Genomic DNA, 21,096 nt, shown 5'->3' with positions numbered 1-21,096 from the left:
ATCCGCGTACAAAAGCAAAGGGAGGCGAAAGCCTCCCTTTTTCATGCGGTCCGAAATCGATCAGCGCACCTGATCGAGAAGACGCTTGCATTCGAGAAGATCGAACAACGCCTCCTGCAGAAGCGAGCGGTTGTCCTTTGAAGGCCGCTTTCCATCAGCTCCGATGGGGCCATCCTCCTCGCCCTTCAAGAGACCGAAGAGCTTGCGCGCCGGTTGCGGCGCCTTGATGCCGCTCGGCAGAGCCATTTCATTGTCAGCCGCCTCTTCGGCAGCCCGCTTATCAGCGGCAGCCTGCTTCTGGCGCGTAATCGCCTCAATCGCCTGAACGTCGCCATTGCCAAGCGCGATGATAAACTGTGCATTGTTTTCGCGAAGAAGACGCTGCACACCCTTGATCGTATAGCCCTGATCATAGAGCAGATGGCGAATGCCCTTGAGCAATTCGACATCGAGCGGCCGGTAATATCGGCGACCGCCGCCCCGCTTCATAGGCTTGATCTGGGTAAAGCGCGTTTCCCAGAAACGCAGCACATGCTGCGGAAGATCAAGATCATCCGCTACTTCACTGATCGTCCTGAATGCATCAGGGCTCTTGTCCATCCACTTGCCCTTTCCAGTGGTTCAGGTTTCGCCGTTGCGGCGCAACCTCGCCGATCCAGATAGTTCAACTCGCTGCCAACGCGAACGCGTCTGTAACACGAAAGGCGCTTGTTACCATCGGATTTTAGAAGACGGGAGTTAACAAACTCCAGCGTGCGGAAAGACACGGCGCAAACGTCATTCAAAACCGGACGGTGTGCAACACGAACTCTCTCTGAAAAGCCAGCCGCTTTCCAGATTTCAATATCAGCGAAGCGATTCGCTCCACTGAATCCATTATATAATATCAGAGCTTTATAAGCATCCCTTCATGCGAAGCCGAAAGCAGCATGGCCAGTTCGTGGCAAAAGACTATTATGACGGTTGCAACCAACACAAAAAACAGCCGTCCTGCACGCGACCATAAGTCGGGGGCAAAAGCGATGTCAGTTTTACAAGGATGGTGCCAAAACAAAATGCTGCCCGATGGGCAGCATGCTAGTGGTCTGATTCCGACATTTGCATCCCTCGGATATGAGCGCTGAGCAAATGTCGGGATCAAAAAGACCACTGGTAACGTTATGAATCTAGTAGATTTTTCGAGCTTGACGTTTTGAAACGTGATTTATATCGGACGGGTATCAAACGTCAAATTCAATCCACTAGCAATTACTTCTGGCTTTTGGTTTCACGCTTCTGATGTTCCTGCAGAATACGCTGCTTGAGAACGTTGGAAGCTTTGAAAGTCATCACACGACGGGGAAGAATTGGAACCTCCTCGCCTGTTTTCGGATTACGGCCAATGCGCTCGTTCTTGTCGCGAACCTGAAATGTCGCGAAAGACGACAACTTCACGGTTTCACCGTTGACGATAGCGTCACAGACTTCATCGAGAATCATCTCGACAAGAGCCGCCGACTCCGTTCTGGAAAGGCCTACCTTCCGGTAAACAGCCTCTGCCAGATCAGCTCGCGTGACCGTCTTACCTCCCATGACCGAACCTGCCTGGTTAGCGTTTGAACAGATAATATCCTTACGTGACAGGACGTTACACAAATAAAAGCGCAACGGTCAAGCCGCGAGTTTCCTCACGGCAGATCAAATTTGTCGCTTACCAGCGCAACAGAACCGCGCCCCACGTGAATCCGCCACCCATTGCCTCCAGAAGAACGAGGTCGCCCTTCTTGATGCGGCCGTCCGCAACGGCGGTCGCGAGCGCCAGTGGAACCGACGCCGCAGACGTGTTGCCGTGGCGATCCACTGTGATGACAACCTTGCCTTCAGCGATATTCAGCTTCTTGGCGGAAGCATCGATAATGCGCTTGTTGGCCTGATGCGGGACGAACCAGTCGATATCCTCGGCTGTAAGGCCGGTTTCCTCGAAAGATGCCTCGATAACGTCCGTAATCATGCCGACTGCATGTTTGAAGACTTCGCGGCCTTCCATGCGCAGGTGACCAACAGTCTGGGTCGTTGACGGGCCGCCATCCACAAAAAGTTTTTCCTTGTGGTTGCCGTCCGAGCGCAGATTGGCGGCGAGAACGCCACGATCCGAGGTCAGCCCGTTACCTTCGGCAGCTTCGAGAACCAATGCGCCGGCACCATCGCCAAACAGAACGCAGGTCGTGCGGTCATTCCAGTCGAGGATGCGCGAGAAGGTTTCCGCGCCGATGACCAGAACGCGCTTCGCCATGCCGCCGCGAATATAGAGATCAGCCGTCGTGATGGCATAGATGAAGCCGCTGCACACAGCCTGCATATCGAAGGCAAAACCCTTGGTGATTCCCAGTTCGCGCTGGATTTCCACGGCACTTGCCGGAAAGGTATGGTTAGGCGTCGAGGTTGCCAGCAGAACAAGATCGATATCAGTCGGCTGCAAGCCGGCATTCTCGATTGCTGCGCGGGCCGCAGCCGTGCCAAGCGAAACCGTGGTTTCGTCATCGCCTGCAATGTGGCGCTCACGGATACCCGTGCGCTGCACGATCCACTCGTCGGAGGTTTCGATAATACCTTCGAAATCGGTATTCTTCATGACCCGCTTCGGCAAAGCCGAACCGATACCCCGCACGACAGATCTTATCATCTCTTATTTCCTGTCCTTACATGCGACCGGCGCGGCGAACATTCACGCGCGCAGTCGAAAATTCTGGCCCTACACATACTCGGTAAAAGTTACTTCACCGCTTCGGCGCCGAAAAATAATCGGCAACCGCAAATCTTGTCGAATTCCGTCTTCCGGATGGCTTTGCCGGAATTATGCCTTTGCAGCCTCGCCACCATCATTCGATACATGCGGATGACTGTGGTGGAAATGCGCCAGATCAGCCTCGATCTTTTCCAGAAGACGATTTCTCACCATGTCATAGCCGACTTCCACTGCCGAGCAGAAGCCTTCTGCATTGGCGCTGCCATGGCTTTTGATGACGATTCCACTGAGACCGAGGAAGACGCCACCATTGACCTTGTTCGGATCCATCTTTTCGCGCAGGCGATCAAACGCACCCTTGGCGAAAACATAACCGATTTTGGCAAGCAGCGTCCGGCGCATGGCCTGACGCAGCAGTTCACCCATCTGGCGGGCCGTACCTTCCGCAGCCTTAAGCGCGATATTGCCGGTAAAGCCTTCGGTCACCACCACGTCCACCGTACCCTTGCCGATATCATTGCCTTCAACAAAACCGGAATAGGCAAGTCCGTCGAGCGGTGTGTCGCGCAGAATCTGACCTGCTTCCTTGATCTCGTCGAGACCCTTTACCTCTTCCGTGCCGACATTCAGGAGCCCGACGGTCGGTTTGCGCACCTCGAACAGGGCCCGCGCCATACCAGCCCCCATAACTGCGTAATCGACGAGCTGGCGCGCATCGGCGCCAATGGTGGCTCCAACGTCAAGCACGATGCTTTCACCGCGCAGCGTCGGCCAGATGCCAGCAATCGCCGGGCGCTCGACGTCCGACATCATACGCAGACAAAATTTGGACATGGCCATCAATGCACCGGTATTACCGGCGGAAATACACGCCTGGGCGTCGCCGGTCTTCACTGCCTCGATGGCCTGCCACATGGAAGATTTACCGCGACCGGCCCGCAGCGCTTGGCTCGGCTTGTCATCCATGCTGATGGCAACCTGGCTCGCGCGGAACTCGGATGCGGCTTTCAGCTTCGGATAACGTGCCAGCACGGGCTCCACCTGTGCGGGGAGACCGAAGAATATGAAACGGATGTCAGGATGGCGCTCAAGCGCCTTCGCTGCGCCGGGGATGACCACTTCAGGGCCAAAATCACCGCCCATCGCGTCAATCGAAATTTTGATCACTCTTGATTGTTCCTGTGCGATCCCTGCCCCTGCTCTGCTTTTTGCAGCAGACAGGTTTTTGGCGAAAATAGTGTTTTTGCGTTTCCGCACAACCAAATTCTGTCAAACCACTCTGAATTACGGCTTCTTTTGCCATTCTGAAAGCTTCGCAAACGGCGAAACGGGCTTCTCTTCACCGTCGTCGTCCCCGAAAACCTTAGGCTCACTCTCGTCCGGCAAACCCGGCTTGCGAGGATAAGGATCGATGGCGAGATCGAAGAATTCCTCGGCAATTGCGCCGACATCGATCCTGTCGCCGACAAAAACTTCCGGAATGTCCGCGCCTTCGGCATCGAGCAGCATTTCGCCGCTTTCATCAAGCTCAATCCGTGCAAGCCTCGAATTTTCCGGCACGAAGATCGTGTCGACGTCTTCGGCAATGCTGTTGGTCAGCGGCTCCAGCGTCACGATGCAGGACTGGACGATTTCCGCATCGATACGACCCCGCACCCGGATGCCGTCCTTTTTCCAGGGTGTAATCAGAAATTCCGCAGCAAAGGCATTTACAGCCTCTAGCCCATGGGCTGCCGCGAGTGCTGCGCGCTCTTTCTCATCCGTGCCTATTTTCACCGTCACGCCCTTTTGCGGCAGGTGAAGAACCGGAACAGGATAGGTGAGCGCCGGTTTGTCAGTCATTCTCATTGGCCTTTTCAGCATTGTTTTTTGGCGCAAAGTCCATTTGATCCGCATCCATATAGGAAATGTCGCCTGCCGCCAAAGCATCGTCCGCAATTTTTTGCAGCCGGTCACGGCATCCCAGAACATATTCACTTAAATGGTGGGCATGCGGCCAGAATTCGAGGTCCGGGCGGATATTTCGCGTGAGTGCGGCAGCCAGCGCGTCTGCATCATTTGCATCCAACGCCTCCCCATAAGCTGCGACCCGACCATAGAACATGCGTGCAAGCTTCTTCATGCGCTTCGGGACGCCCTGGTCACCGATACCGAGTTCGCGCAGCGAATGATCGACATCCTTGAAAAACTCGTCGGCGATTTCCTGTGCCAGATCGGCAAGCGCCTTGTTTTCTCCCCTCATCCGATGCAGGGCGAGGAAAATATGCAGCGAAAGCATTTCATAGCGGCCAAGCGGCGTATCAGGCACCTGAAATTGTGCATAAAACCGTTTTTGCCGCGCCGCCGCCACGATCACCTCGTAAACGCGAAGCATAATTGCCTCGTTTGCTTTCGATTTGCGGCGGAATAGTTGGAGAATCATGTCCGTACGACCGTTCCAGTTGCATAAATAAGCAAGGTGGTTTACCGAAGTTCTCCCGACGGCGAAAGTGCCGCGCTGATTTAGAATGTATGGAGAGGTCTTTGTTGCAGCGAATTTTTCCAAGTGCATCCTCTGGCGTACGCAAGCAGGGTGCCCTTCTCGCAGGCACGGCAATTCTCGTCGCAGTAGCTCTTGCCGGATGTAACACTGCATCCACGCTCAATCCGTCCGAAACGCTGACAGAGGGTTACGTACTCGATCAGGGTGCGCTTGATTCGGTTCCTGTCGGCTCCAGCCGCGAGCAGGTGCTTCTGGCGCTCGGTACGCCGTCCACCACCGCGACCTTCGACAATGAAGTGTTCTACTACATTTCGCAGAAGCGTTATCGCGCCGCGCAGTTCATGAAGCCGAAGATCATCGAGCGGCAGATCCTCGCCATCTATTTCAACAAGGACGGCAAGGTCGAGCATATCGCCAATTACGGCCTGAAGGACGGTAAGCTGTTCGACTTCGTGTCGCGCACCACGCCGACAGGCGGCAAGGACCAGACCTTCCTCGGTCAGATCATTCAGGGCGTTTCCAAGGCCCCGACATCGTTGCCGGGAGCTGCAGGTGGCGCCAGCAACTGATCCGGTCATATCCTGACAAAAAGAAAACCCGCCTTTACGGCGGGTTTTCTTTTTTCACAATGCATGTCCGTCAGGACATATGCGCCAACACAGCCAACAGAAGAAGGGCCACGATGTTGGTGATCTTGATCGCCGGATTGACAGCCGGACCGGCCGTATCCTTATAGGGATCACCAACCGTATCGCCGGTCACTGATGCTTTATGCGCTTCCGACCCTTTCAGGTGCTTCACGCCGTCGGCATCGGTAAACCCGTCCTCGAAGCTCTTCTTGGCATTGTCCCATGCGCCACCTCCGGACGTCATGGAAATCGCGACGAAGAGGCCGTTGACAATAACGCCCAGAAGCGATGCGCCGAGCGCTGCAAAGGCTGCAGCCTTCGAGCCTGAGATAAGCAGCACGCCGAAATAGACCACAATCGGCGCCAGCACAGGCAGGAGCGACGGGATGATCATCTCGCGAATGGCCGCCCTGGTCAGAAGATCGACCGCACGGGCATAGTCCGGGCGCTCCTTGCCGGTCATGATGCCTGGCTTTTCACGGAACTGGCGGCGCACTTCCTGCACGACCGCGCCTCCGGCCCGGCCCACGGCGGTCATCGCCATGCCACCGAACAGATAAGGGATCAGGCCGCCAAAGATCAGCCCCGCAACCACATAAGGGTTGGAGAGATCGAAGGAAACCGGCCCCATATCGGCGAAATAAGGATAGGTCTGTCCGTTGGCGGCAAAGTAGGCCAGATCGTTGGAATAGGCCGCGAACAGCACCAGTGCGCCAAGCCCTGCCGAACCGATAGCATAGCCCTTCGTGACGGCCTTGGTAGTGTTGCCAACGGCATCGAGCGCATCGGTGGCCTTGCGGACTTCCGGGTCGAGACCGGCCATTTCCGCAATGCCACCCGCATTATCCGTGACCGGACCGAAGGCATCGAGCGCAACGATCATCCCGGCAATACCAAGCATGGCAGTGACGGCGATTGCCGTACCGAACAGACCAGCCAGCTGGTAGGTCGAAATAATACCGCCGACAATCACGATCGCTGGCAGAGCCGTGGATTCAAGCGAAACCGCCAGCCCCTGAATGACATTCGTACCGTGCCCTGTTACCGAGGCCTGCGCGATGGAATTGACCGGACGTTTGTTGGTGCCGGTATAGTATTCTGTGATCACAACGATCAGACCGGTAACGATCAGACCGATCAGTCCGCAAATGAAGAGATTGGTGCCGGTAATGCTTTTACCAGCCACAGTACCGATTTCACCCCAGCCAACGGTCAGCGTATTGGCAATAGCAAGACCAACGATGGAAAGCAGGCCCGTCGCTATCAGCCCCTTATAGAGGGCACCCATGATGGAGCCATTGACGCCGAGCTTGACGAAAAATGTGCCCACGATTGACGTGATGACACAGGCGCCGCAGATCATCAGCGGATAGAGCATGACGCTCGAAAGAATGTCCGATCCGTTGAAGAAGATTGCGCCGAGAACCATGGTTGCGACGACTGTCACCGCGTAGGTTTCGAAAAGGTCGGCAGCCATGCCTGCGCAATCGCCGACATTGTCGCCGACATTATCCGCAATGGTCGCTGGGTTGCGCGGATCATCCTCTGGAATACCGGCCTCGACCTTGCCGACAAGATCGCCGCCGACGTCAGCGCCCTTGGTGAAGATACCACCGCCAAGACGCGCGAAGATCGAGATCAGCGAAGCACCGAAGCCGAGCGACACCAGCGCATCGATAACCGTGCGGTCGGACGGCGAATAACCAAGCCAGACAGTGAGAATGAAATAGTAAACGGATACGCCGAGCAGCGCGAGCCCTGCCACCAGAAGGCCGGTAATGGCCCCTGACTTGAAGGCCAGCTCAAGCCCTCCGGCGAGGCTGAGTGAAGCTGCCTGGGCGGTGCGCACATTGGCGCGAACCGAAACGTGCATTCCGATAAAGCCGGTAACGCCCGACAGAACCGCGCCAATCAGGAAACCGATTGCGGCACTGATCGACAACAAATACCAGGCTGCCAGAAAGACCACGACGCCGACAATGGCAATCGTCGAATATTGTCTTGTGAGATAGGCTGAGGCACCCTCGCGGATGGCTTCAGCAATTTCCTGCATGCGCTGCGTCCCCTGATCGGCTGCAAGAACCGAACGGATCGCCCATATGGCGAAAAGAACGGAAACCACGCCGCAGGCAATGACGAGAACTAAGACTGCCACTCCCATTTGCATAAAGGCCAACTCCCATTGAGCTCGCGCTGGCTACCGTCAGACCGCGAGCCGCGATTGTCGGCAGGCACATGCGCAGGTTAGGCCCGAAAACCCCTCCCCGGACCCGATTGAGCGGCATGGAAGTGCCTGAAGCCAATGCAAGATACCGGGCTTCTTCGGTATATTCACGTCTGGAACTTACGCCTAAAGCGGATCGCGATCTTTCAGATTCGCTCTCAGCGCTTTATGTCTCTGATTTCAGGCCTGTCGTTCTCGCAAAACTGCTACGCACTTTTGCGCGACATGCCTGAGAAATCAATCAATTGGCGCGATTCCTTGCATTTCAGCATTCTCAATGCCGCGTACCCAACATGCGAAACGGTTTAACAAACGTCAAGTCGTTCTTTGCCAGCGTACAATGAAAGAAGGGCTGCGATTTCTCACAGCCCTTTTTTCATGATTATTGTCAGGGAAGCCGGATCAGCGCGGTTTCACACCGCGGCTCTCGCCACGAATGACGAATGCCAGGCGATCAAGTACGGCATTGACCAGCTTCGGCTCGTCTTCTGTGTAGAAAGCCTTGGCGATATCAACATATTCCGACACGATAACAGCCGTCGGCACGTCTTTGCGTGTCTGCAATTCCCAGGCGCCAGCACGGAGAATGGCGCGCAGGGTCGAATCGAGACGCGACAGCGGCCAGTCTTCCGTCAGCGCCTGATGGATCATCGGATCGAGCTTCAGCTGTTCATCGACGACACCAGCCACGATTGCGCGGAACCATTGCGGATCGGCATCAAGATACTGCGTGCCATCCACTTCCTTGCCGAGACGGAAAGCTTCGTACTCAGCCACCACTTCCAGAACACCTGTTCCGGCAACATCCATCTGATAAAGCGCCTGGACTGCAGCAAGACGGGCAACACCGCGCTTGTTCGCCGTGCGTGGGAGATTGGGGGTTGGGCGGCCTTCGGTAGATGAATTCATAATGATCAGACTCCGAACTTCTTGCGCAGGTCGATCATGGTCAGCGCAGCGCGGGCGGCAAAACCGCCCTTGTCCTTGTCTTCACGGCGGGCGCGTACCCATGCCTGCTCTTCGTTTTCGACCGTCAGAATGCCGTTGCCGATGGCGATGCTTTCCTCGACCGAAAGATCGGTGAGTGCGCGGCAGGATTCATTGGACACGATATCAAAATGATAGGTTTCGCCACGGATAACCGTACCAAGCGCAACAAAGCCATCATATTCCTTGCCGCCATTGTCTTCACCATCGAGTGCGAAAGAAATGACCGCCGGAACTTCCAGCGCGCCAGGCACCGTCACCACGTCGTAGGTGGCCCCTGCCTCATCCAAGGCTGCCTTTGCGCCATCCAGAAGCGCGTCGGCGAGATCATCGTAGAAACGCGCTTCAACAATAAGCAAATGCGGCGCATGCGCCTCGTGCTTGGACATGAGAGACTCCATGACAAATTTTGCGGACCGCAACGATTGCGGTCAACGCTTAAAATCGGGATATGCTTTTACAGCCTGGGAATTTAGGCTGTAAGCCTATTTCTGATATTGCGCAAGCCTTGCTGCGTAACGTGCCAGCTGGTCGATCTCGATATTCACCTTGTCGCCTGCTTTCCGCTCGCCCCAGGTCGTGACTTCAAGCGAGTGGCGGATCAGAAGCACATCGAACTCGTTGCCATTGACGCCATTAACCGTCAGCGAGGTTCCATCGAGAGCGACCGAACCCTTCTGGGCGATAAACGGGGCCAGTTCTTCCGGCGCACGCAGGGTGAAGCGCACTGCATCGCCTTCTTCCTTGCGCTCGACGATTTCAGCCTGCCCATCGACATGGCCGGAAACGAGGTGGCCGCCCATTTCGTCGCCAAGTTTCAGAGAACGTTCCAGATTGATGTTCCGTCCGCTCTGCCATTTGGAGATTGTGGTCAGGCGCAGCGCTTCTTCCCATGCCTCGACCTCGAACCAGCGGGCATTCGTGCCTTTTTCTGGCAGCGCCACCACTGTGAGGCAGACGCCTGAACAGGCAATCGATGCACCAAGCTCAATCGTTTCGGGATCATAGGCAGTTTCAATGCGCAGAAGAACGCCTTCATTCAGCGGCTTGATCCGGTCAACCTTGCCGATATCGGTAATAATGCCTGTAAACATCAAGTCTCCTTCGTGCCTGATCCAAAATTCGCCATGTCTTGGCTCGCAAATAGCGGTTTCCTGCGCTTCCGGCGCTCATGTACTTAAGTACACTGCGCTCCGGTTCTCGAAAACCACCATTTTTGCTGCGACCTGACGCTTTTACATTCTGGCACTTACATATTCCGCATAGGCATCGTCGCCGTAGCGAGCCTGCCTTAAGATTTTGAACTTGTCTGCGATATGGGTTTCAAGCCCGTCCACGGCAACCCCAAGTTCTGAGCCGATTTCAACCGGCGAACGGAAGATGGCAAGCCGGTCCACCAGCCCCTCGCCCAGAAAGCTCTTCGCAACACCTGCTCCGCCTTCAACGAGAACCGAGGAAATGCCTTGCGCAGCGAGATCGTCCATCAGTTCGGGCAGAGCGATGCGGCAATCATAAGCTTCGGTCGCGAGAATCCGGCAACCGGCCGCCTGCAACTCGTAGCGCCGCTCCGGCAACGCTTCTTCACCACAGGCGATCCATAAGGGCTGGGCATCAGCGGTCTGTACAAGTTTCGAGGAAAGCGGCAAACGCAATCCGCTATCGAGCACCACCCGAACAGGCGAACGCTGTTCCAGCCCCGGCAGGCGGCAGTTCAACACCGGATCGTCGGCCAGGGCGGTTTCGATGCCAATCAGGATAATATCGGTCTGGGCCCGCAGGATATGCGACTGGGCGCGCGCAACCGACCCCGTTATTGCAAGCTGTCCCTCGCCCCGACGGCCGATCATGCCATCGGCAGAAAGTGCAAGTTTCAGAATCACTTCCGGGCGCTTCTTCGCAGATCGATTCAGATAGCCCGCAAGATCATCGGCAGCCTGTTCGGCAAGAATGCCTGGCACAACCTCAATCCCTGCCTCGCGCAGAATGGCAAAGCCTCTTCCGCTGACCCGTTCGTCCGGATCGGTCGCGGCAACCACGACACGCGCCACACCCGCCCGCACCAGCGCTTCCGCGCAAGGCGGTGTGCGTCCGTGATGCGCACAAGGTTCCAGCGTCACATAAGCCGTCGCGCCACGCGCCGCTTCTCCCGCGTCTGCAAGCGCCTGCGGCTCGGCATGAGGCCTGCCGCCAATTGCAGTCACGCCACGTCCGACGATGACGCCATCCTTGACGATGATCGTGCCGACGGCCGGATTGGTTCCCGTCAGCCCCTTGTGACGCCGTGCATAACGGATCGTCGCTTCCATGAAGCGGACGTCATCCGCAGTTGCATTCGAAGGCGGAAATTTGCTGCCACTCATGCCTAAACGTCCAGATCGTCCTCGGTTTCAGCAACTGTCAGTTCATCAATGACATTGTGGAAATCGACGGCCTTGCTGAAATTGCGATAGACCGAAGCAAAGCGGATATAGGCGATATCATCGATGCCTTTCAGCGCATCCATGGCCAGCCGCCCGATTTCGTCGGACGTCACCTCCGCCTCACCCGAACTTTCAAGCTGGCGGACAATGCCGGAAATGGCGCGTTCCACCCGGTCATTATCGACGTCGCGCTTGCGTAGCGCCACTTCGATAGACCGCGTAAGCTTGTCGCGATCGAAAGGAACTCGGCGCCCGCTTTTCTTCACAACCATCAGGTCACGCAACTGTACGCGCTCAAAGGTCGTGAAACGGCCTCCACACACCGAACAGACACGACGCCGGCGAATGACCGCACCGTCTTCCGCCGGACGGGAATCCTTCACTTGCGTATCTTCAGACTGGCAATAGGGACAACGCATGGAACACTTTCGATTTCAATATCGGCAATTTCAATATCGGCAGCTTTAGCACTGGCGACGAACAGCTCATATGTGGGGACACCCCCGCCAAAAACTCAAGAGCTTTGCCATCGTCAACCGATTCCCGGCGATCATAGCCCATAAGCGGTAAGCTACCTACCAGATGCGACAATGAAAAAGCCCCGCTCAACAGAGTTGAACGGGGCTTCATCTCAATCATGGAAGCAGGCTTAACCCTGATAGCCATACATCGGGAAACGGTCGGTCAAGGCCATGACCTTTTCCTTCACGGCCTGTTCGACAGCGGCATTGCCTTCATCGGAATTGGCAGCCTTCAGACCATCCAGCACTTCGGCGATCAGCGAACCAATTTCCTTGAACTCGGTTACGCCGAAACCGCGCGTGGTGCCAGCAGGCGTGCCGAGGCGGACGCCGGACGTGACAAACGGCTTTTCAGGATCGAACGGAATACCGTTCTTGTTGCAGGTGATGTTGGCGCGGCCAAGAGCAGCCTCTGCACGCTTGCCGGTTGCGTTCTTCGGACGCAGATCGACCAGCATCAGATGGTTATCGGTGCCACCCGAGACGATGTCGAGGCCATTGGACTTCAGTTCTTCGGCGAGCGCGCGCGCATTGTCGACGACGTTCTTGGCATAAAGCTTGAACTCCGGCTTCAGCGCTTCGGCAAAAGCAACAGCCTTACCGGCGATGACGTGCATCAGCGGACCACCCTGAAGACCCGGGAACACAGCCGAATTGATCTTCTTGGCGATGTCGGCGTCGTTGGTGAGGATCATGCCACCGCGTGGTCCGCGAAGCGACTTGTGCGTCGTCGTGGTGCAGACATGCGCATGCGGAACCGGCGAAGGATGGACGCCACCGGCAACGAGACCGGCAATATGCGCCATATCGACCATGAGATAGGCACCGACTTCATCGGCGATCTCGCGGAAACGCTTCCAGTCCCAGACGCGCGAGTAAGCAGTACCGCCTGCGAGGATGAGCTTCGGCTTGTTCTCGCGTGCGAGGCGGGTAACTTCATCCATGTCGAGCAGATGGTCGTCCTTGCGAACGCCATAGGACACGACATTGAACCACTTGCCGGACATGTTGACCGGCGAGCCGTGGGTCAGGTGACCACCCGAATTGAGGTCGAGGCCCATGAACGTGTCGCCCGGCTGAAGAAGCGCAAGGAACACGGCCTGGTTCATCTGGCTGCCCGAGTTCGGCTGAACGTTGGCAAATTCGGCGCCGAAGAGCTTCTTGGCGCGTTCGATGGCCAGTTCTTCCACGACGTCGACATACTGGCAGCCGCCATAATAGCGCTTGCCCGGATAGCCTTCGGCATATTTGTTGGTGAGGATGGAACCCTGCGCTTCGAGAACAGCGCGCGAAACGATGTTTTCCGAGGCAATCAGCTCGATTTCATGGCGCTGACGACCGAGTTCGTTGCGGATTGCTCCGAAAATCTCGGAATCGATATCCTCGAGGCTTGCATTGAAGAAAACGTCGGACGACGCGTTCTTGGCGGCGGCGTTGGCTTGAGACATGTTTCACACCCTCCGGGTTAGCCGGTAAAAGCTATATGGATGAGGCGCATTATCACACTTGAATGCACAAGGCCAATGGTCGCAAAGCGAAAAGCTTATTCCAAAATGCGGCAAACCGATTTGATAAATGCCTTGCAACTAAAAAGCCGCCCGGAACGGGTCCGGACGGCTTTGGAAAATCAAACTCAAGATGAGAATCAGGTGTCGGTGCCAAGAGCGAGTTCGGTTGCGCCATCCATCTTGTAGATGTCGTCGCGGAACTGCACCACGCCGTCGCCGGTAGACCATGCAGTAATGTAAACAAAGTGCAGCGGAACCGGATCGGCGAGCTGGATCGGCGTGTTCGTGCCCGACTTGATCGTGCTTTCGATGTTCTGACGATCCCAGCCTGCGGTGTTCTTCAGCAGCCACACATCGAGGTCGCGCACGTTCTGGACGCGAACGCAGCCCGACGAGTCGAAACGCATGAGCTTGTTGAAATAGCTCTTCTGCGGCGTGTCGTGCATGTAAACGGCGTACTGGTTGTGGAAGTTGATCTTGGTAGAGGACATGGCGTTGATCTTGCCCGGATCCTGACGGAACATCAGCTTCACTGCATCGTCCGTATTCCAGTCGATGCTTTCCGGCGCCACTTCCTGACCGGACTGGTCGTAGAGGCGGATCTTGTTCTTCGCCAGATATTGCGGGTCTTTCCGCATCAGCGGAATGATATCCTTCTGGATGATCGACTTCGGCGCAGTCCAGTAAGGATTGAGAATGACTTCGTGAATCTTCGAATTGAGGATCGGCGTCTGACGGTCGATCTTACCGACAACTGCCGTATGGCGCTGCATGACGCTGCCACCTTCAACGGCCTCGATACGCGCAGCCGGGATGTTGACCATCACGAAACGCTGTTCCTGCAGGCCCTGATTGGCGAGAGGCGAGAGACGCTGCAGATTGGTCTGGAGCTGGCCGAGGCGCGTATTCGCGTCCACATTCATGACCGCATAGGTGAACTGTCCCATGACGCCGTCGGCCGGCAGACCATGACGGGACTGGAAGCGCTTCACGGCAGCATCGACATAGGTGTCGAAAGAACTGGAAAGCCCGGCTTCCTGTGGCAGATCGCCAGAAATCATGAGGCGCTTGCGCAGTGCCTGGACAGACGGATCGGTGACGCCGATCTGGAGTTTTGTATTACCCGGAACGCTCGGCCAGCCACCGCGACCGGCAATGTCGGTATATTGAGCGATAGCGGTCTGGAGATTGCCAACCGTCTGCGGGCTCAAAACCGGCTGGTTGGTTGCGACCCGCTGGCCACCCGTCGCGCGGGCATCGAACTGGTCAGCCCAGTTGCCGCGACGCGACGATGAGATAACATCGGTCAGAGCTTGTTGAGCGTAAGCCGAGGAAACCATGGCGGAGGCTGCCGCGGAAAGGCCGGCGGTTGCCGCGCCGCGCAGGAAACTGCGGCGGTCTACTCTTAAAGTATCGGCTGGTCTGTCGGTCTTGGTCATTTTGCTTAGTCCCAAAAGGCTAACCGCTCACGCGGGATCTTCCCAGAGAATATCAGCAATAGGTCAACAAGGCGATATCCGGACTGCAGGCGATGCAAAGCTGCTCGCTCATCCGAAATTCGATTTCGAGCCCATTCCTGACTGAAGGTGGCACAATATTGCCCGTGCCGCTCTAAAACGCTTATGTCGTTTTTTATGGCTTAATCATGTCGCATGGCCGGAATTTCAAGCCATGCGCCTTACGATTGGGAGCTTCACAGCGCCTTATTCTTCTCAATGGCAGCCTGTTGTGACAGTTCTGCAACAAAGCAGTCAGTCAGTTAACACCGACCCGCTTTCTTTAGAGCCGGTAAGCGATGCTGTCGTTCCAGAAACGGTCGAGACGCTGTAGCGACTTGTTCATCGCCGTGAATTCTTCGACCTGAATACCGCCAACCTGTTCGATCGAGGAGATATGGCGTTCGTAGAGCGAAGCCACCTGATCGGCAATAGCATTGCCCTTGTCCGTCAAGCTGACGCGCACCGAACGACGGTCAACGCGCGAGCGCTGATGATGAATGAAGCCCATTTCGACCAGCTTCTTCAGGTTGTACGAAACGTTTGAGCCGAGATAGTAACCGCGCGAGCGCAGTTCACCGGCGGTCAGTTCCGAATTGCCGATGTTGAACAGCAGAAGCGCCTGCGTCGCATTGATGTCGCTCTGGCCATTGCGGTCGAACTCGTCCTTGACGACATCGAGCAGGCGGCGATGCAGGCGCTCGACCAGCTGGAGCGCTTCCAGATAAAGCGAACGAAGTGCGGTTTCCGGTGTCGTGAGCGGAGCGGATATGTCCGTCTTGCGCTGTGCGTTGATCATTTCTTTTGCCTCTCTGTCGGAGCCGCATTCCATGAAACCATGATGCAGCTCTCTGTCCTGTTTTATGCGGTGTATTGTTTCTCACCGTGTCTTGAGAGGAATTTAGGGGAGATGCATAAAATTCGACTTAAAAGTCAGCCTTAACAGTAACTTACCGGACAGATTGACCATTCAGGCTTAATGTTTGCTTACTCCGCGCCATTTGCGGGACCGCGCCCGGATACATTGTTACAGCGCAAGAATGCCGGTTTTCCGGGCGTTGGAAAGGCCTGCTACATTAAACTTTCGTCATTTGAGAAGTGTCTGGATAGTGGCTAAATACGAGCCATCAACAATCCATTGGAGGGACCATGGCGCTTCGTCTTGCACATTATTTCGTGGTCGGCGGGCTGTTAAGCTTTACCGGCTTTGTGAGTTTCGCTCATGCTGAACCGGTTACCGCGGCTCCGCAAATGATCATGTATAAAGATCCCTATTGCGGCTGCTGCGAGGGCTGGGCTGAACATATGAAAGCTGCTGGCTTCAATGTGACGGTTAAAGTCGAGGAAGCGATGGACACCGTAAAGGCAAAGTATGGCGTTGGTGCCAATCTCGCCTCATGCCACACGGCAGTCGTCGATGGATATGTCATCGAGGGACATGTTCCTGCCGGTGCGGTCAAGCGGCTGCTGGCAGAACGTCCACAGGCAACGGGGCTGACTGCACCCGGCATGCCGATGGGATCGCCGGGCATGGAAATGCCGGGCAGCAAAGCCGATACCTATGATGTTCTGCTTTTCAAAGGCCAGATGACGAAGCCCTTTGCCCGCTATGAGGGTACGCAAGCGCTCTAGAAGCTAGATCGGCAGGCTCGCACGGGCCTGCCGTCTCTTTTCGAAGAAGAGCAGAATACGAAAAGCGATAAAAATGACGATGCAGGCCGCGTTGAAACCAACTGTCAGCGGCTTGTATTCGAAATGCCGGGAAAAAACGGAATAGATGGCGATTTCGCCGAGTGCTGCTACGAACCAGAGCACAGGGCCCCACGGTGCGCGCATCCACAGACCTGTCGCAGCAACGGGCATCAGAACGGCCAGAGCCACAACCGCAGTCTGCCAGGGCCATGGCATCAGATCGAAACGCCATAGAAGTCCCGGTTGAATACCGATCAGCCTGATCCAGTAGAAAACACCACTTGCCAGCGCCACAAGGGCGAGTATCCGAACGAACCATGTGAAGGCCCATTCGGTTCCGCTCGGCTGGGTATGCTGGCGCAGCTCGTTCATATGCATCAGCCGATCCTCACCACAAGGTCAGTTCCTTGTCACCCAGATTTGCAAAATAGACATTGACCTGTTCGGGCTTCACTTCGTCGAGCGTTGCGGGTTTCCAGTTCGGCGCACCGTCCTTGTCTATGAGCAATGCGCGAACGCCTTCATAGAAGTCGTGCGCTTCCAGCATCCGGTTGGCAATGCGGTATTCCATGCGCATGCAATCATCGAGATCGAGCGGACGACCATCGGCAATCTGGCGGAAAGTAACCGCGACACTGGTTGGTGAACGCGTGGCGATCACCTTCACGATGTCCATTGCGGCCTTGCTGCCCGCTTCGGCTTCCTTTTCCAGCGAAGCCATGCAATCGGCAAGCGTTGCGCCGGAAAAGCATTCCGCAATGATCTGGCGCGTTTCAACAGCGGTTTCAAAATCGGGATACTGGCTGCGCGTCAGAGCCGCATCAATGTCGGCGGTTGCGATGATGTCGTCCCGCACATCCTGCAGATCACTTGCGGCGATGGCATGTGTCGCAATCCCGCTCTGCAGGCAATCGCCCCAGCGGATTCGGTTGCCGGTCAGCGCAAGATAATATCCGAAATTGTCGTGCAGATGCGGCAGGAAAGCGCTGCCGCCCACATCCGGGAAGAAGCCGATGCCGGTTTCCGGCATGGCAAACATGGTGTTTTCCGTCACGATGCGGTGCGAACCGTGAACGGAAATGCCCGCACCACCGCCCATGACGATCCCGTTGATCAGCGAGATATAAGGTTTTGGAAACCGGCCAATGCGCGCATTGAGCCGATATTCGTCGCGGAAGAATTCGTAAGCAGGTGTTCCGGCCTGACCGGCCTTGTAGGCGGCAACCACATCACCGCCTGCGCAGAATGCGCGCCCTTCGCCTTCGAGAATCACACAGGCCACTTCAGGATCGTCTTCCCAGGCCTGCAATGCGCGATCCAGCGCCAGAATCATTTTATGCGTGAGCGCATTGAGGGCCTCGGTCCGCGTGAGCTTCACAAGCCCCGCTTTTCCCTTGCGTTCAAAGCTGATTTCGCTGCCGCCGCCGAAGTCAATCTGCATATCGTGTCTCCCGTTCCATCAAATGGGTAGAAAGTGAGACGCCCCGCGTCAATCCTGCACAGGTCAATGTTCTTGGTTTCATCACTTTTCCCATGATAAACGGTGCGCATCCGATATCAGCCTCCAAAATTTGGGAATTAAGGCTTCACTTCTCGGGATTATTCAAATGACCGACCGCCAATCCAAATATCTGCCCACCAATATCAGCCAGCATGTCGATGACGTTACCGGCAGCAGACGTCTGCGCCGTATGCGCAAGGCCGACTGGTCGCGCAGGCTGGTGCAGGAAACCCGGCTGACAGTTGATGATCTCATCCTGCCGTTCTTCCTGACCTATGGAACCGGTGTAGCAGAACCTGTGGAAGCAATGCCTGGTGTCGAACGCTATTCGGTCGATATGGCTGTTCGCATGGCGGAAAAAGCCGCCAGGCTCGGCATTCCCGCCATTGCCCCCTTCCCGCGCGAAAAGCTGGAAGTGAAGACTGAGGACGGCGCTTTCGTCGCAAGCCCGGACAATCTGATCAATCGCGCCGTGCGCGCAATCAAGAAGGAAGTGCCTGAAATCGGCATCATCACCGACGCGGCGCTCGATCCCTTCACCACGCACGGCCATGACGGCATTTTGCGGAACGGCGAGATCGTCAACGACGAATCGGTCGCCATGGTGGTTCGTGGTGCGCTTTCGCAAGCTGAAGCCGGTGCGGATATCATTGCCCCGTCCGATATGATGGACGGTCGCGTCGGCGCCGTGCGTCAGGCGCTGGACGAACATGGGTTCTGCCATCTGCCGATCATGTCTTATGCCACCAAATTCGCTTCCGCCTTTTATGGTCCTTATCGCGATGCCATCGGCACGCAGGGGCTGCTGAAGGGCGACAAGAAGACCTATTATCTCGATCCGGCCAATCCGGAAGAAGCCGTGCGCGAAGCCGAGCAGGATATTGCCGAAGGCGCAGATATGCTGATGGTCAAGCCGGGCTTGCCCTATCTCGACATCATCCATCGCCTGAAAAGCGAATTCCGCCTTCCCACCTATGCCTATCAGGTGTCGGGCGAATACGCGATGATCAAGGCCGCCGGGATCAATGGCTGGATCGACGAAGAAAAGGTGATGATGGAGAGCCTTATGGCGTTCAAGCGCGCCGGTTGCGACGGAATTCTTACTTACTTCGCAATCGAAGTGGCTGAAAAGCTTAAGCAACAGGGTTAAACGGCAAGTCCTTTCGGCAGGAAATCTTCAAATTTCCTTGAAACCGCCGGTTTTGGTTACCATGTTGATGACTGTTCCGCTGAGGTAGCGGGACAGCGCCGGTTGTCACACTCCCCCGGACGCTTCCTTGGAAACGACTGGAAGGAAAAATGTCCGACCATATTCTGCACGGCGAAGTCATGGGCCCGCGTTATGAAAGCCGCGCATTCTTTGAAGGCGTGCGCACGCGCCGTATTATGGCTTTTCTTATCGATTACCTGATTGTCTTTCTGCTCTGCATCCCGGCAGCAATCGTCATTGCAATCCTCGGCATCATTACGCTCAGCCTTGGCTGGATGCTCTATGGCATCATGTTTCCAATGGTGGCGTTGTTTTACATTGCACGCACTCTGGGTGGACCGCAGCAGGCCACCAAAGGCATGCAGATGATGAACATCAAGCTCGTCCGGCTCGAAGGCGGCACGGTCGATCCGATGCTCGCAATCGTGCACACGGTTCTGTTCTGGGGTCTCAACGTGGTGCTGACACCGCTGATCCTGCTCGCTTCGCTGGTTCTCGACCGCAAGCGCACGGTGCATGATCTTCTGCTCGGCACGGCTGTGATCCGTTCAGATCGATAAACGCATAGAGTTGAATCAACGCATCGACCCCAAAGTCTATTCGGATTTTCGGGTCGATGCTTCAGATCAAAAAAATTCAGAGCCGGCTGCGCAAAATGCCTATTGACGTTTTGTGCCGTCGGCTCAATCTTTAGAGATAGTATCGTGATGGTTTTGCCAGAGCATTTCCAGCAAAAGTGCGAAGCGGTTTTGTGTAGGAAAACGCGTCAAAGCGAATAAGTTAAGCCATTTCGTGGATATTGAATGACCCATCAACCGCAACAGTCTCCGCAGTTCTTTCTGACAGCTCCGTCGCCTTGTCCCTATCTTGAGGGTCAGATGGAGCGAAAAGTCTTTACGCATCTGGTCGGCGACAAAGCGAACGAGATCAACGATCTTCTGACCCAAGGCGGCTTCCGCCGTTCCCAGAACATTGCCTATCGTCCGGCTTGCGAACTGTGCAGGGCCTGCATATCCGTTCGCATCCTTGCCGGAGAGTTCAAGATGACGCGCAACATGCGCCGCGTCTGGACGCAGAATAATGACCTGATCGGGCGCGTGCACAAGGCACAGCCCAGCACCGAACAATATGCACTTTTTCGCGATTATCTCGACGCGCGCCATCGTTCCGGCGGCATGTCGGACATGACTGTCCTCGACTATGCGATGATGATCGAGGATACGCATGTGAACACGCAGATCATCGAATATCGCAAGCGCGGTCCGGAAAGCTTCATCAGCGCCAAAGGCGACGGCGAGCTGATCGCCGTAGCTCTCACCGACGTGATGGCCGATGGCCTGTCGATGGTTTACTCGTTCTTCTCACCGCATATGCATGACCGGTCGCTTGGAACCTACATGATCCTCGATCATATCCAGCGCGCACACGCCGCCGGTCTGCCGCATGTCTATCTCGGCTATTGGGTCGAGGGATCACGCAAGATGCAATACAAGATCCGCTTTACCCCGCAGGAGCATCTGGGCCCCCGCGGCTGGCAACGGTTTGAGGGTTAGACATAAAAAGCGGCGAAAGCCGCTTTTTTATTGATCCGTTTGCGCAGTGTCTGAATCAAAAAGCGGCAGGCCGTGGTGAAAATGGTGATTTCGAGAACCGCAGCGCAGCGTACATAAAGGTACGTGAGCACCGGAAGCACAGAAATTG

22 protein-coding genes are annotated in these 21,096 nt (G+C 55.9%); 5 read left to right on the top strand and 17 right to left on the bottom strand.

The annotated features are described in order from the left end of the window. Positions 1-60: 60 nt before the first annotated feature. From LJ361_RS04140 to LJ361_RS04115, 6 genes are all read right to left on the bottom strand, one after another. Positions 61-600, bottom strand: a complete 540-nt coding sequence (locus LJ361_RS04140) for a MerR family transcriptional regulator (RefSeq protein ID WP_010661103.1) — start codon at positions 598-600, stop codon at positions 61-63. Between the two features lie 648 nt (positions 601-1,248). Then, a complete protein-coding gene (locus tag LJ361_RS04135; protein WP_010661102.1) occupies positions 1,249-1,572 on the bottom strand; it encodes an integration host factor subunit alpha in 324 nt (107 codons plus the stop codon). 118 nt (positions 1,573-1,690) lie between these two features. Then, positions 1,691-2,662: a beta-ketoacyl-ACP synthase III gene (locus LJ361_RS04130; RefSeq protein WP_010661101.1), complete on the bottom strand. Its 972-nt coding sequence runs from the start codon at positions 2,660-2,662 to the stop codon at positions 1,691-1,693. Between the two features lie 171 nt (positions 2,663-2,833). After that, positions 2,834-3,892 carry a phosphate acyltransferase PlsX gene (gene plsX / locus LJ361_RS04125; protein ID WP_010661100.1) on the bottom strand — a complete coding sequence of 353 codons (1,059 nt, stop codon included), beginning with the start codon at positions 3,890-3,892 and terminating at the stop codon, positions 2,834-2,836. A 117-nt stretch (positions 3,893-4,009) separates the two neighbouring features. Beyond that, positions 4,010-4,567, bottom strand: a complete 558-nt coding sequence (locus LJ361_RS04120) for a YceD family protein (RefSeq protein WP_010661099.1) — start codon at positions 4,565-4,567, stop codon at positions 4,010-4,012. Continuing rightward, a complete protein-coding gene (locus LJ361_RS04115; RefSeq protein WP_010661098.1) occupies positions 4,560-5,147 on the bottom strand; it encodes a ubiquinol-cytochrome C chaperone family protein in 588 nt (195 codons plus the stop codon). Before LJ361_RS04115 ends, LJ361_RS04120 begins: the two co-directional genes overlap by 8 nt. Before the next feature lie 101 nt (positions 5,148-5,248). On the opposite strand from LJ361_RS04115, the gene LJ361_RS04110 reads away from it, so the two are divergent. Beyond that, complete coding sequence (locus LJ361_RS04110) at positions 5,249-5,776, top strand: outer membrane protein assembly factor BamE (protein WP_029376233.1); 528 nt, start codon at positions 5,249-5,251, stop codon at positions 5,774-5,776. A gap of 70 nt (positions 5,777-5,846) precedes the next feature. Here the strand turns inward: LJ361_RS04110 and LJ361_RS04105 are convergent, their stop codons facing one another. The 9 genes from LJ361_RS04105 to ldtR form a co-directional block, all read right to left on the bottom strand. Further along, the gene (locus tag LJ361_RS04105; protein ID WP_010661096.1) at positions 5,847-8,003 is read right to left on the bottom strand and encodes a sodium-translocating pyrophosphatase; all 2,157 of its coding nucleotides are present in this window, start codon (positions 8,001-8,003) and stop codon (positions 5,847-5,849) included. Positions 8,004-8,462: 459 nt separating this feature from the next. Next, positions 8,463-8,969: a transcription antitermination factor NusB gene (gene nusB / locus LJ361_RS04100; RefSeq protein WP_010661094.1), complete on the bottom strand. Its 507-nt coding sequence runs from the start codon at positions 8,967-8,969 to the stop codon at positions 8,463-8,465. A gap of 5 nt (positions 8,970-8,974) precedes the next feature. Next, the gene (locus LJ361_RS04095; protein WP_010661093.1) at positions 8,975-9,436 is read right to left on the bottom strand and encodes a 6,7-dimethyl-8-ribityllumazine synthase; all 462 of its coding nucleotides are present in this window, start codon (positions 9,434-9,436) and stop codon (positions 8,975-8,977) included. A gap of 96 nt (positions 9,437-9,532) precedes the next feature. Further along, complete coding sequence (locus LJ361_RS04090) at positions 9,533-10,141, bottom strand: riboflavin synthase (protein ID WP_010661092.1); 609 nt, start codon at positions 10,139-10,141, stop codon at positions 9,533-9,535. Between the two features lie 141 nt (positions 10,142-10,282). Continuing rightward, positions 10,283-11,407, bottom strand: a complete 1,125-nt coding sequence (gene ribD / locus LJ361_RS04085) for a bifunctional diaminohydroxyphosphoribosylaminopyrimidine deaminase/5-amino-6-(5-phosphoribosylamino)uracil reductase RibD (RefSeq protein ID WP_036588481.1) — start codon at positions 11,405-11,407, stop codon at positions 10,283-10,285. A gap of 2 nt (positions 11,408-11,409) precedes the next feature. Beyond that, complete coding sequence (nrdR, locus tag LJ361_RS04080; protein WP_010661090.1) at positions 11,410-11,886, bottom strand: transcriptional regulator NrdR; 477 nt, start codon at positions 11,884-11,886, stop codon at positions 11,410-11,412. Between the two features lie 230 nt (positions 11,887-12,116). Then, positions 12,117-13,436 carry a serine hydroxymethyltransferase gene (gene glyA, locus LJ361_RS04075; RefSeq protein ID WP_036588484.1) on the bottom strand — a complete coding sequence of 440 codons (1,320 nt, stop codon included), beginning with the start codon at positions 13,434-13,436 and terminating at the stop codon, positions 12,117-12,119. 197 nt (positions 13,437-13,633) lie between these two features. After that, the gene (locus LJ361_RS04070) at positions 13,634-14,935 is read right to left on the bottom strand and encodes a L,D-transpeptidase family protein (RefSeq protein WP_264812740.1); all 1,302 of its coding nucleotides are present in this window, start codon (positions 14,933-14,935) and stop codon (positions 13,634-13,636) included. Between the two features lie 340 nt (positions 14,936-15,275). Further along, positions 15,276-15,791, bottom strand: a complete 516-nt coding sequence (gene ldtR, locus LJ361_RS04065) for a transcriptional regulator LdtR (protein ID WP_010661087.1) — start codon at positions 15,789-15,791, stop codon at positions 15,276-15,278. Between the two features lie 350 nt (positions 15,792-16,141). On the opposite strand from ldtR, the gene LJ361_RS04060 reads away from it, so the two are divergent. Beyond that, the gene (locus LJ361_RS04060; protein WP_036588486.1) at positions 16,142-16,624 is read left to right on the top strand and encodes a DUF411 domain-containing protein; all 483 of its coding nucleotides are present in this window, start codon (positions 16,142-16,144) and stop codon (positions 16,622-16,624) included. Between the two features lie 3 nt (positions 16,625-16,627). Here the strand turns inward: LJ361_RS04060 and LJ361_RS04055 are convergent, their stop codons facing one another. Next, positions 16,628-17,062, bottom strand: coding sequence for a DUF6163 family protein (locus LJ361_RS04055; RefSeq protein WP_012092343.1), 435 nt, complete (start codon positions 17,060-17,062; stop codon positions 16,628-16,630). A gap of 10 nt (positions 17,063-17,072) precedes the next feature. Then, the gene (locus tag LJ361_RS04050) at positions 17,073-18,125 is read right to left on the bottom strand and encodes an enoyl-CoA hydratase/isomerase family protein (RefSeq protein ID WP_029925130.1); all 1,053 of its coding nucleotides are present in this window, start codon (positions 18,123-18,125) and stop codon (positions 17,073-17,075) included. 166 nt (positions 18,126-18,291) lie between these two features. Between LJ361_RS04050 and hemB the strand changes: the two genes are divergently transcribed. The 3 genes from hemB to LJ361_RS04035 all read left to right on the top strand — a co-directional run bounded on the left by hemB (position 18,292) and on the right by LJ361_RS04035 (position 20,948). Continuing rightward, positions 18,292-19,335, top strand: a complete 1,044-nt coding sequence (gene hemB, locus LJ361_RS04045; RefSeq protein WP_012092345.1) for a porphobilinogen synthase — start codon at positions 18,292-18,294, stop codon at positions 19,333-19,335. A gap of 149 nt (positions 19,336-19,484) precedes the next feature. Continuing rightward, positions 19,485-19,955, top strand: coding sequence for an RDD family protein (locus LJ361_RS04040; RefSeq protein WP_010661082.1), 471 nt, complete (start codon positions 19,485-19,487; stop codon positions 19,953-19,955). 243 nt (positions 19,956-20,198) lie between these two features. Next, positions 20,199-20,948, top strand: a complete 750-nt coding sequence (locus tag LJ361_RS04035; protein ID WP_012092346.1) for an arginyltransferase — start codon at positions 20,199-20,201, stop codon at positions 20,946-20,948. Positions 20,949-21,096: the final 148 nt, after the last annotated feature.

This window comes from Brucella sp. JSBI001 (genome assembly GCF_026014005.1).
GTDB lineage: Bacteria > Pseudomonadota > Alphaproteobacteria > Rhizobiales > Rhizobiaceae > Brucella > Brucella anthropi.
This window is presented reverse-complemented; position numbering and strand designations above follow the sequence as displayed.